At 61.4% G+C, this 12926-nt stretch carries 8 protein-coding genes; 3 read left to right on the top strand and 5 right to left on the bottom strand.

Going from position 1 to position 12926, the window contains the following annotated elements; genetic code table 11:
• The first annotated feature begins 46 nt into the window (after nucleotides 1–46).
• From hemL to PKE98_RS23100, 3 genes are all read left to right on the top strand, one after another.
• Complete coding sequence (gene hemL / locus PKE98_RS23110) at nucleotides 47–1336, top strand: glutamate-1-semialdehyde 2,1-aminomutase (RefSeq protein WP_271197772.1); 1290 nt, start codon at nucleotides 47–49, stop codon at nucleotides 1334–1336.
• On the top strand, nucleotides 1336–1986 hold the full coding sequence (locus PKE98_RS23105) for a hypothetical protein (protein WP_271197771.1): 651 nt from the start codon (nucleotides 1336–1338) through the stop codon (nucleotides 1984–1986). The genes hemL and PKE98_RS23105 overlap by 1 nt, the downstream gene beginning before the upstream one ends.
• A 91-nt stretch (nucleotides 1987–2077) precedes the next feature.
• Nucleotides 2078–2626 carry a tetratricopeptide repeat protein gene (locus tag PKE98_RS23100; protein WP_271197789.1) on the top strand — a complete coding sequence of 183 codons (549 nt, stop codon included), beginning with the start codon at nucleotides 2078–2080 and terminating at the stop codon, nucleotides 2624–2626.
• Between the two features lie 104 nt (nucleotides 2627–2730).
• Here the strand turns inward: PKE98_RS23100 and hemE are convergent, their stop codons facing one another.
• The 5 genes from hemE to aroB all read right to left on the bottom strand — a co-directional run bounded on the left by hemE (nucleotide 2731) and on the right by aroB (nucleotide 12882).
• Nucleotides 2731–3798 (bottom strand): uroporphyrinogen decarboxylase, encoded by a 1068-nt coding sequence (gene hemE / locus PKE98_RS23095; RefSeq protein WP_271197770.1) that lies wholly within the window; start codon nucleotides 3796–3798, stop codon nucleotides 2731–2733.
• Between the two features lie 215 nt (nucleotides 3799–4013).
• Entirely contained in the window at nucleotides 4014–5432 is a 1419-nt protein-coding gene (locus tag PKE98_RS23090) for a glutamate synthase small subunit GltD family protein (RefSeq protein ID WP_271197769.1), read from the bottom strand.
• Between the two features lie 34 nt (nucleotides 5433–5466).
• On the bottom strand, nucleotides 5467–9912 hold the full coding sequence (gene gltB / locus PKE98_RS23085) for a glutamate synthase large subunit (RefSeq protein WP_271197768.1): 4446 nt from the start codon (nucleotides 9910–9912) through the stop codon (nucleotides 5467–5469).
• Nucleotides 9913–10138: 226 nt separating this feature from the next.
• Entirely contained in the window at nucleotides 10139–11767 is a 1629-nt protein-coding gene (locus PKE98_RS23080; RefSeq protein WP_271197767.1) for an SPOR domain-containing protein, read from the bottom strand.
• 11 nt (nucleotides 11768–11778) lie between these two features.
• Entirely contained in the window at nucleotides 11779–12882 is a 1104-nt protein-coding gene (aroB, locus tag PKE98_RS23075; protein ID WP_271197766.1) for a 3-dehydroquinate synthase, read from the bottom strand.
• Nucleotides 12883–12926: the final 44 nt, after the last annotated feature.

Raw genomic sequence — 12926 nt, 5'->3', positions numbered from 1 at the left:
ACGCAGGCCTGCCCTGCCCGCCCAGCTCAATTAAAGGAGTCTGCCCATGACCCAGTCCCGTTCCGAAGCCCTGTTTGCCAGCGCACAAAAACACATCCCCGGTGGCGTGAACTCGCCTGTACGTGCGTTTCGCAGCGTGGGTGGCACGCCGCTGTTCTTCAAACATGCGATCGGCGCCTATGTCACCGACGAAGACAACAAGCAGTACGTGGACTACGTCGGTTCATGGGGCCCGATGATCCTCGGCCACAGCCACCCGGACGTGCTTGAGGCCGTTCGCAAGCAGCTCGAACACGGCCTCTCCTACGGCGCGCCCACGGCCATGGAAACCGAGATGGCTGAGCTGGTGTGCGCCATCGTGCCGTCGATGGAGATGGTGCGCATGGTCAGCTCCGGCACCGAAGCGACCATGAGCGCCATTCGCCTGGCCCGTGGTTACACCGGCCGCGACAGCATCATCAAGTTCGAAGGCTGCTACCACGGTCACTCCGACAGCCTGCTGGTGAAAGCCGGCTCCGGCGCCCTGACCCAGGGCGTGCCAAGCTCGGCGGGCGTGCCAGCGGCATTCGCCAAGCACACCCTGACCCTGCCGTTCAACGACATCGCGGCCGTAGAAAAAATGCTCAGCGAAGTGGGCAAGGATGTGGCGTGCATCATCGTCGAGCCAGTGGCCGGCAATATGAATTGCGTGCCGCCAGCACCAGGCTTTCTCGAAGGCCTGCGCGAGCAATGCGACAAACACGGCGTGGTGCTGATTTTCGACGAAGTGATGACTGGCTTCCGCGTCGCCCTGGGCGGTGCTCAGGCTTACTACGGCGTGACGCCGGATCTGTCGACCTTCGGCAAGATCATCGGCGGCGGCATGCCGGTAGGCTGCTTCGGCGGCAAGCGCGAAATCATGCAGCAGATCGCCCCGCTCGGCCCGGTGTACCAGGCCGGCACCCTGTCGGGCAACCCGCTGGCGATGGCCGCCGGCCTGACCACCCTGAACCTGATCCGTCGCCCGGGTTTCCACGACGAACTCACCGCCTACACCACGCGCATGCTCGACGGCCTGCAGCAGCGCGCCGATGCGGCGGGCGTTCCGTTCGTGACCACCCAGGCGGGCGGCATGTTCGGGCTGTACTTCAGCGGCGCAGATGACATCGTCACCTTCGACGACGTGATGAGCAGCGATGCCGAGCGCTTCAAGCAATTCTTCCACCTGATGCTCGACGGCGGCGTGTACCTGGCGCCGAGCGCGTTCGAGGCCGGTTTCACTTCCATCGCCCATGGCGACAAGGAGCTGCAAATCACCCTCGACGCCGCCGAACGCGCCTTCGCGGCCCTGCGCTGATGCAATACAGCACCGCCGCCTCCGATGGGCTGTTGGCGCTGGCCTGCTTCGCCTGCGTGATCGGCATTCTGCGCAGCCCACGCTGGGGCGAGAAAAACCTGCGGGCGACCTGGTTGCTGATAATCGCCGCGTTGCTGCTGACCGGCGCCACGGCGGTGGTCGGCGTGCTGCACTTTGGCCTGGATGAAAGCTGGCAACCGCTGCACGCCAAGTTCAGCCAAGCCAGCAGCCTGCTCGCCTTGCCGGCCCTGGGCATCGCGGCGGTGGCACTGGTGCGCGGCTGGGCGTGGCAGCGCCTGGGGTGGTGCTGGGTGATTATCAGCCTGAGCCTATTGTTCGAAGGGGCCAAGCGCCTCGGCGTGCTGGATACCTACAAGCTCGTACTCAACCTGGTCACGTTGCTGCTTATTCTTTACGCCGGCTTTACCCAGGGGCGTAAACCACTCACCGCAGCGGTGGCCGTGGTGGCGCTGTTTATCGTCGCAGGCCTGGTGGTCGGAACCGAGGGCAACCTGGGTTCGCTGCTGCGGGTTGACGTATTTCATGCCCTGCTAAGCTTGGCCTATGTTCTGCTGAGTGGGCTGCTATTGGCACTGCGCAGTCAGCACGATGTATCAGCGCGGACAGAAAAGTCGGTAAAGACTTTGTAACAGGCGCCCGGCTTATTCCATAATGCGCGGGCTGTCGCGTTCCGATGGCCGGGCGTGTGCCCGCACTGCTTGATGAGGCGTGTTGATTGTTATGAACTGCATCGGCCGCACCCTGTCCCTGGGCTGCCTGTTGCTCCTGCTGCCACTGGTTGCATCAGCTGGCGGCAACTCCTTGCTGATTCCGGCCGCCGGCCGCTGTTCGCTCAACACCCTTCCCGAAGACCAGGCCGAAGCCCTTTCGTCCTGCCAGCAAGCCGCGCAGAGCGGTGACCCTGAAGCCCAATACGAACTCGGCGAGTTCTTCTACGACGGCAAACGCGCCCCGCGTGATCTGCCGCAAGCCTTGAACCTGTTCGAACAAGCCTCGCTACAAGGCCACGCACAAAGCCAATACCGCTTGGGGATGATGTTCTTCCGTGGCGAAGGCGTGCAGGCCAACAACGTGCAGGCCTATATCGTGCTGAAAATGGCGGCCGTGAATGGCGCCGAAGATGCGCTTGATACCGCCGACCAGGTGGCCGCGCAGATGCCGCGTGAGCAGTTGGAAATCGCCACCCAGGTGCTGGGGCAGATTTTTCGCAATTACCTGATCGAGTTGCAGACCGCAGACGGTGGCTCGCCGTTTGCGCCGTTGCCGTAACGCTCGTCCTAGGGTGTGCTTCGCGCACCAAGCGACATCAGGGAATCGCAACGGTGCGCATAGCACACCCGACGAAAAGGCCGCTCATTGAGCGGCCTTTTTTGTTACTGGTGGTACTGCGCCGACAACTCGTGCACCGCCTCCAGGAACGCCCCGGCGTGCGCCGGATTCACTTCCGGGGTAATGCCGTGGCCGAGATTGAACACATGCCCCGAGCCTTCGCCGTAGCTGGCCAGAATGCGCGCCACTTCGCTACGAATAGCAGCAGGCTGAGCGTACAGGACAGTCGGGTCCATGTTGCCTTGCAGCGACACCTGGCCACCGACGCGGCGACGCGCTTGGCCGATGTCGCAGGTCCAGTCCAGGCCCAGTGCATCGGCGCCGGCATCTGCCAGCGACTCCAGCCACAGGCCGCCATTCTTGGTGAACAGAATCACTGGAATCTTGCGGCCTTCGTGCTCGCGAATCAGACCGCTCACGATCTTCTTCATATACGCCAGCGAGAATTCCAGGTACGCCGCTGACGACAGGTTGCCGCCCCAGGTATCGAAGATTTGCACAGCTTGTGCGCCGGCCAGAATCTGGCCGTTGAGGTAGCTGGTGACCGACTGCGCGAGCTTGTCGAGCAGCAGGTGCATGGCCTGCGGGTTGTCGTAGAGCATGGCCTTGGATTTGCGGAAGTCCTTGGAAGAACCGCCTTCGACCATATAAGTGGCCAACGTCCAGGGGCTGCCGGAGAAACCGATCAAGGGCACGCGGCCGTTCAAGGCGCTGCGGATGGTGCGCACGGCGTCCATCACGTAACCAAGGTCTTTTTCCGGGTCCGGAATGGGCAGGGCTTCGACGTCGGCCAGGCTGCTGATGACTTTCTTGAAACGCGGGCCTTCGCCGGTCTCGAAATACAGGCCCTGGCCCATGGCATCGGGGATGGTGAGGATGTCGGAGAACAGAATGGCCGCGTCCAGTTGCGGGTAGCGGTCCAGCGGTTGCAGGGTGACTTCGCAGGCAAACTGCGGGTTCTGCATCAGCCCCATGAAGTCGCCAGCCTTGGCACGGCTGGCACGGTACTCCGGCAGGTAGCGACCGGCCTGGCGCATCACCCACACAGGAGTGACGTCGACAGGCTGTTTCAGCAAAGCACGGAGGAAGCGGTCGTTCTTCAGGGCGGTCATGGCATTTCCTGATGAAAAGTAGGCAGCAAAAAAGTGCCGGCATTTTCGCAGAGCGCACAGCAAAAGGCACGGCGAGTGCCGTGCCTTTTGTCTATGGAGTCAATTTGTCGCGGTATTGCGAACTCACACACCTCGTAGGAGCGGCTTCAGCCGCGATGCTTTTAAGGTTCAAGAGCATCGCGGCTGAAGCCGCTCCTAAGGCATGGTGTAGGGACTCAGACTTCCAGGTAATCCAGGATACCTTCCGCCGCCTGACGGCCTTCGAAGATCGCGGTTACCACCAGGTCCGAACCGCGCACCATATCGCCACCGGCGAAAATCTTCGGGTTGCTGGTCTGGTGTTTGAACTTGGACTGCTCGGGTGCAATCACGCGGCCCTGGCTGTCGGTCTGGATGCTGAACTGCTCGAACCACGACGCCGGGCTTGGGCGGAAACCGAAGGCGATCAGCACGGCTTCGGCCGGGATGATTTCCTCGGAACCCGGAATCGGCTCGGGGCTGCGACGGCCACGGGCGTCCGGCTCGCCGAGACGGGTCTCGACCACTTTCACGCCTTCAACCTTGTCTTCGCCAACAATGGCGATTGGCTGGCGGTTGTAGAGGAATTTCACGCCTTCTTCCTTGGCGTTTTTCACCTCTTTACGCGAGCCGGGCATGTTTTCTTCGTCACGACGGTAGGCACAGGTCACCGACTTGGCGCCTTGACGGATCGAGGTGCGGTTGCAGTCCATGGCGGTGTCGCCGCCACCGAGCACGACGATGCGTTTGCCCTTCATGTTGATGAAGTCTTCCGGGGCCTTTTCGAAACCCAGGTTGCGGTTCACGTTGGCGATCAGGAAGTCGAGCGCATCGTGTACGCCCGGCAGGTCTTCGCCGGGGAAGCCGCCCTTCATGTAGGTGTAGGTGCCCATGCCCATAAAGACGGCATCGTATTCTTCGAGCAGTTGGTCGACGGTAACGTCCTTGCCCACTTCGGTGTTCAGGCGGAATTCGATCCCCATGCCGGTGAACACTTCACGGCGGCGGCTGAGTACGCTTTTCTCCAGCTTGAATTCGGGAATGCCGAAGGTCAGCAAGCCACCGATTTCCGGGTTCTTGTCGAACACCACCGGCGACACACCGTTACGCACCAGTACGTCGGCGCAGCCCAGGCCCGCCGGGCCGGCACCGATGATGGCGACGCGTTTGCCGGTCGGCACCACCTTGGACATATCCGGACGCCAGCCCATGGCGAAGGCGGTGTCGGTGATGTACTTCTCCACCGAACCGATGGTCACCGCACCAAAGCCGTCGTTGAGGGTGCAGGCCCCCTCGCACAGACGGTCTTGCGGGCACACGCGGCCGCAGACTTCCGGCAGGGTGTTGGTCTGGTGGGACAGTTCGGCGGCGGCCAGGATATTGCCTTCCGACACCAGCTTGAGCCAGTTCGGAATGAAGTTGTGCACCGGGCACTTCCACTCGCAATACGGGTTACCGCAGCCCAGGCAACGATGCGACTGGTCAGCGGCCTGGGCCGGCTTGAAGGGCTCGTAGATCTCGACGAATTCCTTCTTGCGCTGGCGCAAGAGCTTCTTCTTCGGATCTTTGCGCCCGACATCGAGGAACTGGAAGTCGTTGTTCAGACGTTCAGTCATTGTAAAAACCTCATCACACTACGGCAGGCGCAAATTATTGTGGGTTAGCACGGGTGCTGGAGAGCAGCGACCCAAGGCTGGCGGCTTTCGGCTTGACCAGCCAGAACTTGCGCAGGTAGTCGTCCAGGTTTTCCAGGAGGTTGCGCCCCCATTCGCTGGACGTTTCCTGTACGTACTCTTCCAGCACGCGTTGCAAGTGGCTGCGGTACGACTCCATCGACTCGCCGCTGATGCGCTGGATTTCCACCAGCTCATGGTTCACGCGGTCAACGAAGGTGTTGTCCAGGTCGAGCACGTAGGCGAAACCGCCGGTCATACCCGAACCGAAGTTGTAGCCAGTCTTGCCCAGCACGCAGACGAAACCGCCAGTCATGTATTCGCAGCAATGATCGCCCGTGCCTTCAACCACGGTGTGAGCACCGGAGTTACGCACAGCAAACCGCTCACCGGCAGTACCCGCGGCGAACAACTTACCGCCGGTGGCGCCGTACAGGCAGGTGTTGCCGACAATGGCGCCGTCCTGGGTTTTGAACGCGCTGTTGGCCGGCGGCACGATAACCAGCTTGCCGCCGGTCATGCCCTTGCCCACGTAGTCGTTTGCATCGCCCTGCAGGTACAGGTTCAGGCCGCCAGCGTTCCACACCCCGAAGCTCTGCCCGGCAGTGCCCTTGAAGCGGAAGGTGATCGGCGCCTTGGCCATCCCCTGGTTGCCGTGCACACGGGCGATTTCGCCGGACACACGGGCACCAATGGAACGGTCGCAGTTGCAGATATCCAGCTCGAACTCGGCGCCGGTCAAACCGTCGATGGCCGACTTGGCCAAACCGACCATGTGTTCGGCCAGCTTGCCTTCGTCGAACGGCGGGTTGCGGTCGACCTGGCAGAACTGGGGTTTGTCCGCAGGAATATGGTCGCTGCCCAGCAGCGGGCTCAAGTCGAGGAATTTCTGCTTGTCGGTTTCACCCGGCAGCATTTCCAGCAGATCGGTACGGCCGATCAGCTCTTCCAGGCTCGGCACGCCGACTTTGGCCAGCCACTCGCGGGTTTCTTCGGCGACGAAGGTGAAGAAGTTCATCACCATTTCGACGGTGCCGATGAAGTGGTCCTTGCGCAGCTTTTCGTTCTGCGTGGCGACACCGGTGGCGCAGTTGTTCAGGTGGCAGATACGCAGGTATTTGCAACCGAGCGCGATCATCGGTGCGGTACCGAAACCGAAGCTTTCAGCGCCGAGAATCGCCGCCTTGATTACGTCCAGGCCGGTTTTCAGGCCGCCGTCGGTCTGTACCCGCACTTTGCCGCGCAGGTCGTTACCGCGCAGGGTCTGGTGGGTTTCGGCCAGGCCGAGCTCCCACGGTGCGCCGGCATATTTGATCGAGGTGAGCGGCGAAGCGCCGGTACCGCCGTCATAACCGGAGATGGTGATCAGGTCGGCATAGGCCTTGGCCACACCGGCGGCGATGGTGCCCACGCCAGCTTCTGCTACCAGCTTCACCGACACCAGCGCCGATGGGTTGACCTGCTTGAGGTCAAAGATCAGCTGCGACAGGTCTTCGATGGAGTAGATGTCGTGGTGCGGCGGTGGCGAAATCAACGTCACGCCCGGTACGGCATAACGCAGCTTGGCGATCAGGCCGTTGACCTTGCCGCCTGGCAGTTGGCCGCCCTCGCCTGGCTTGGCGCCTTGGGCCACCTTGATTTGCAGCACTTCGGCGTTCACCAGGTATTCCGGCGTAACGCCGAAACGGCCGGTGGCCACTTGTTTGATTTTCGAGCTGCGCACGGTGCCGTAACGCGCCGGGTCTTCACCACCTTCACCGGAGTTGGAACGCGCGCCCAGGCGGTTCATGGCTTCGGCGATGGCTTCGTGAGCTTCCGGCGACAGCGCGCCCAGGGAAATACCGGCCGAGTCAAAGCGCTTGAGGATCGCTTCCAGCGGCTCGACTTGGTCGAGGGCTAGCGGCGTTTCGGCTTCTTTGACTTTCAGCAGGTCACGGATCATCGACACCGGGCGGGTGTCGACCAGCGTGGTGTATTCCTTGAATTTTTCGTAGCTGCCGATTTGCACGGCGGCCTGCAGCGTGTTGACCACGTCCGGGTTGTAAGCGTGGTATTCACCGCCGTACACGAACTTGAGCAAACCGCCCTGCTGGATGGTTTTGCGGTTGTTCCAGGCTTCGGCCGCGAGCAATTTCTGCTCGGCTTCGATGTCGACGAAACGCGCGCCTTTGATACGGCTGGCAACACCACGGAAGCTCAGGTTGACGACTTCATCGGACAAGCCGACGGCTTCGAACAACTGAGCACCGCGGTACGAGGCCACGGTGGAAATACCCATCTTCGACAGGATTTTCAGCAGGCCTTTGGAGATGCCTTTGCGGTAGTGCTTGAACACTTCGTACAGATCGCCCAGCACTTCGCCGGTGCGGATCAGGTCGGCCAGCACTTCGTAGGCCAGGTACGGGTAAACAGCCGACGCACCAAAGCCAACCAGCACGGCAAAGTGGTGCGGGTCACGGGCAGTGGCGGTTTCCACCAGGATGTTGCAGTCGCAACGCAGGCCTTTTTCGATCAGGCGGTGGTGCGCAGCGCCTACAGCCAGCGAGGCGTGGATTGGCAACTTGCCGGGGGCAATATTGCGGTCGGTCAGCACCAGCAGGCACTTGCCGCTGCGCACGGCTTCTTCGGCCTGGTCGGCAATGTTACGCACGGCGGCTTCGAGGCCGATGCTTTCTTCATAGTTGAGGTCGATGACGTGACGCTCGAACCCTGGGGTGTCGAGGTTCATCAGCGAGCGCCACTTGGCCGGCGAAATTACTGGCGAGCTGAGGATCACGCGGGAAGCGTGAGCCGGCGACTCTTCAAAAATATTGCGCTCGGCGCCCAGGCAGATTTCCAGGGACATGACGATGGCTTCGCGCAGCGGGTCGATCGGCGGGTTGGTGACCTGCGCGAACTGCTGACGGAAGTAGTCGTAAGTCGGGCGTACGCGCTGCGACAGCACAGCCATCGGCGTGTCGTCACCCATCGAGCCCACGGCTTCCTGGCCCTGCTCGGCGAGCGGACGCAGCACCTGGTCACGCTCTTCGAACGTCACCTGGAACATTTTCATGTATTGCTTGAGCTGGTCGCTGCCGTAGGTGGCGGCACCATGGTCGTCGTCCATGGTGGCCTGAATGCGCACGGCACTTTTACGCAGCCACTGCTTGTAGGGGTGGCGCGATTTCAGGCGACTATCGATGTCGTCGGTGTGCAGCACCTGGCCAGTTTCGGTGTCCACAGCCAGCACTTGCCCGGGGCCAACACGGCCTTTGGCGATCACGTCTTCGGGCTTGTAATCCCACACGCCGATTTCCGAGGCGATGGTGATATAGCCGTTGCTGGTGGTGACCCAACGGGCCGGACGCAGACCGTTACGGTCGAGCAGGCACACGGCATAGCGACCGTCGGTGAGAACCACGCCGGCCGGGCCATCCCACGGTTCCATGTGCATGGAGTTGTATTCGTAGAACGCACGCAGGTCGGCGTCCATGGTTTCCACGTTCTGCCATGCCGGCGGAATGATCATGCGGATGCCACGGAATAGGTCCATGCCGCCGGTGACCATCAGCTCGAGCATGTTGTCCATGCTCGACGAGTCCGAACCCACGCGGTTAACCAGCGGGCCCAATTCGTCGAGGTCGGGCAACTGGTCGTTGGCGAACTTGGTACGACGGGCCACCGCCCAGTTGCGGTTGCCAGTGATGGTGTTGATTTCGCCGTTGTGCGCCAGCAGGCGGAACGGTTGAGCCAACGGCCATTTCGGCAGGGTGTTGGTGGAAAAGCGCTGGTGGAACACGCAGATCGCCGTCATCAGGCGCTCGTCACCAAGATCCGGATAGAACTGCTGCAGGTCGACCGGCATCATCAAGCCTTTATAGATGATGGTCTTGGCCGAGAAGCTGCAGATGTAGTGATCGGTGTCAGCAGCGTTGGCCACCGAAGAACGGCGACGGGCGCTGAACAGCTTGATCGCGAATTCCTGATCGCTCAGGCCTTCACCGCCGATGAACACCTGCTCGATCTGCGGCAGACGCTCGAGGGCCAGGCGGCCGAGCACGCTGGTGTCCAGCGGCACTTTGCGCCAGCCAACCAATTGCAGACCCGCCGCGAGAATTTCGCGGTTCATGTTCTCGCGTGCGACGTCGGCTTTGGCCGCGTCCTGGTTGAGGAACACCATGCCGACGGCGTATTGGGCCGGCAGGTCGGCGGCAAATTGCTCTTTGGCCACCGCGCGCAGGAAGGCGTCGGGTTTCTGGATCAGCAGACCACAGCCGTCACCTGTCTTGCCGTCGGCGTTGATACCGCCGCGGTGCGTCATACAGGTCAGCGCTTCAATAGCCGTCTGCAGCAAGTGATGACTCGCCTCGCCCTGCATATGGGCGATCAGGCCGAAGCCGCAGTTATCCTTGAACTCATCAGGATGGTATAGACCTGCTTTCATAGGGACTCTCACCAGGCAAACTTTGATCTATTTCAAACACTTACCGTGCGCGCAGGTCATTGCGCCAGCTTTGCGCAGGCAAAAGGGGGGTCATTGTACACAGACGAATATCAGCGAACAAATGTCGCGCGGCGAAAGCGCGAAACCTTATGTCGCCTTTTTATAAGAAAGTACCAGGCGGTCGTGCTAAAGACCACCCAGTCATTGCCCTCAAGCGCGCATTAAATCAGCGTGCTTGAGCCTCCTGCTGGATGCTGGAGAAGGTCTTGGGCCAAGGCTTGCCAGCCTGGACCTTGGCAGGCAGGGTCTTGATCGCAGCCTGCGCAGCAGCGCGACTGGAGAAGTTGCCGTAGGTCACCACGTAAAGCGGTTTGCCGTTCAAGGTTTTCTTGAAGTAGTGGTATTCGGCGCCTTGCGCACGCACAAAGGCCTGAGCGGCACTTTCAGTCCCCGTTCCCAACACTTGCAGCGCAAAGTTGCCGCCTGGCTGGCTCGCGTACCAGCCGCTGGCTGAACCGCTAGCAGCTGCGGCAGCTGGTTTCTCAGCTTTGGCTACAGTCGTGGGTTTGGCGGTAGCCGGCGCAGCAGGTTTTGCCGCCGCGGGTGCCGGCGTTTGCGGCTTCGCAGCGGCCGCTACAGTTGGCGCCGGCGTAGGAGCCGGTTTGATAACCGGCGCAATCACTGGCGCCGCAGGCGCGGTGCTCGCGGTTGCGCCTTGTGGCGGCGCCACGGTGGTGACGGTTGGCGGCACAGCGCTGGCAGGCGGCTCAATGGCGCCATCGTCGTCGCTGTCGCCCAAACCGGAGGCCTGCGCCAATGGCTCACGAATAACCGGCTGCGCTTGGCCCACCAATGGCAGCGGCAGTGGCTGGGTGGAACCGGCAAATTCTACTGCCGGACCTTTACCATCGGCGGGTGCGGTCGGCGCGGCTGCATCCACGGTCGGTGCCGGTGCAGTACCCAGCGGCAATTGCGCAGTAGCCGGGGCTTCAGGCTCCGACTTGCTCCGCCCTTGCATCATCCAGGCAGCGCCAACGGCGATAGCAACCACCAACAACGCCAACAGATGTTTCTTCGGTAATTTCAAAGCCATCCCCCCTTTGGCTGCACCGCCACGATTGGCCAGCATCGAGTCGATCAGGGTTTCTCTCGCCACCTGATTGATCGCGCCCGGCCAGCCGGCAGATTGCAGATGGATATCGGCGACCTGCTCGTCAGTAAGCAGCTCGATACCTTGCCCGGCGCCTTCAAGTCGCTGCGCCAGGTAGTCGCGGGTTTCGTCTTCGCTGTAGGCACTCAGTTCAATGGCGTGGAAACGCTCTTCGCCATCGGCCAGCAGTTCAAGGCGCGGCAAGAGGGCCGACTCACCGAACAGAAACACGTGCGGGCGACCTTCGGCATTGCCCGCAGCCAGGGCTAAGAGCGCATCCAGGGCATCGTTATCCAGCGACTCGGCATCATCAATCAGCAGATAGACTTCCTGACCGGTCAACGACAGCTGGGCAACCTGAGACAGGAGCGAACGCGCGTCGGACTGCTGAACATTCAGGCCCTGAGCGATCTGGCGCATCACGCCGCCAGCATCCGCCGCGCCGCGGGCTGAGAACACCACGCTGTGCACCGCCTGCTTGTTGGTACTGGCGACCAGCGCCTGTCGCAGCAGGGTTTTACCGCTGCCCTGCGGGCCACTGACGACCAGAAGCAGTTGGCTGTAGCGCGCCAGGTGATGCAATTGGCCAAGCACGGGCTTGCGCTGCGCCGGAAAGAACTTGAAGCCTGGTACACGCGCAGCAAAGGGATCGTGACTGAATTGGTAGTGGCCGAGAAAGGCCTCGTCGGCATGCAGACTGGTCATGTGGCTCTCAATTAGTCTTCAAGGTGTTCCACCATGGCGCGGTAATCCGCAACCAGGGTGGCATCCAAAATCTCGCGCGGCAAATCGCCCGTCACCACTGCTTCACCCATCTGGCGAAGCAAGACAAGCCGCAGTCGACCGCCAAGGACTTTCTTATCGACCGCCATATGGGTGAGAAAATCCTCAGCGGTCATTTCTTCCGGTGGAATGACCGGTAAACCGGCGCGTATGAACAGGCGAATACCGCGATCGCGCTCGGCGGCAGTAATCCAGCCCAGGCGGCAGGACATCTCCAACGCCATCACCGTACCCGCCGCCACAGCCTCACCGTGCAACCACACGCCATAGCCCATGTGGGTTTCGATGGCATGGCCAAAAGTGTGCCCCAGGTTGAGCGTGGCACGAACGCCGGACTCGCGCTCATCAGCGCCCACGACCTTGGCCTTGGCTGCACAGGAACGGGCGATCGCTTCAGTCAGCGCTGCCTGGTCAAGTTTACGCAGCGCATCGACATTGGCTTCCAGCCAAGTCAGAAACGGCTCATCGCAAATCAGACCGTACTTGATCACCTCGGCAAGCCCGGCAGACAGCTCGCGCGCCGGCAGAGTATTCAAGGTAGAGGTATCGATCAGCACCGCATTGGGCTGGTAGAACGCACCGACCATGTTCTTGCCCAACGGATGATTGATGCCGGTTTTGCCGCCTACCGAGGAGTCGACTTGCGACAGCAACGTGGTGGGCACCTGGATAAAGTCGACACCACGCTGGTAACAGGCAGCCGCGAAGCCAGCCATGTCACCGATTACACCACCACCCAAGGCAATCACCGTGGTACTGCGCTCATGGCGCGCGGTGAGCAGACCGTCAAAGATCAGTTGCAGGGTTTCCCAGCCTTTAAAGGCTTCGCCGTCCGGAAGAATCACCGTCGTCACGTCAAAACCAGCCAAAGCCTGCTTCACTGACTCGAGATAGAGCGGTGCAACGGTTTCGTTACTGACAATGGCAACTTGCTTACCCGCAATGTGCCGAGAAAAAAGCGCGGGCTGAACCAACAGGTTTGCCCCGATATAGATGGGATAACTACGTTCGCCCAGCTCAACCTGAAGAGTCTGCATGAAGCCCCCACGATAAAAGGGCCATAGGATAGCGCATATCGGCG

Origin of the sequence: Pseudomonas turukhanskensis (genome assembly GCF_027922365.1) — a bacterium.
Taxonomy (GTDB): domain Bacteria; phylum Pseudomonadota; class Gammaproteobacteria; order Pseudomonadales; family Pseudomonadaceae; genus Aquipseudomonas; species Aquipseudomonas turukhanskensis.
The sequence above is the reverse complement of the archived record's forward strand: the minus strand, read 5'-3'. Positions and strand labels throughout refer to the sequence as shown.

Bases quoted from the DNA above. Each gene is read 5' to 3' on its own strand.
- PKE98_RS23080 (WP_271197767.1), bottom strand. From the start codon at position 11,767: ATGACCAGTCTGCATGCCGACGAGGCCTTTCTCGGCCACTACCAATTC.
- PKE98_RS23105 (WP_271197771.1), top strand. From the start codon at position 1,336: ATGCAATACAGCACCGCCGCCTCCGATGGGCTGTTGGCGCTGGCCTGC.
- PKE98_RS23100 (WP_271197789.1), top strand. From the start codon at position 2,078: ATGAACTGCATCGGCCGCACCCTGTCCCTGGGCTGCCTGTTGCTCCTG.
- gltB (WP_271197768.1), bottom strand. From the start codon at position 9,912: ATGAAAGCAGGTCTATACCATCCTGATGAGTTCAAGGATAACTGCGGC.
- hemL (WP_271197772.1), top strand. From the start codon at position 47: ATGACCCAGTCCCGTTCCGAAGCCCTGTTTGCCAGCGCACAAAAACAC.
- hemE (WP_271197770.1), bottom strand. From the start codon at position 3,798: ATGACCGCCCTGAAGAACGACCGCTTCCTCCGTGCTTTGCTGAAACAG.
- aroB (WP_271197766.1), bottom strand. From the start codon at position 12,882: ATGCAGACTCTTCAGGTTGAGCTGGGCGAACGTAGTTATCCCATCTAT.
- PKE98_RS23090 (WP_271197769.1), bottom strand. From the start codon at position 5,432: ATGACTGAACGTCTGAACAACGACTTCCAGTTCCTCGATGTCGGGCGC.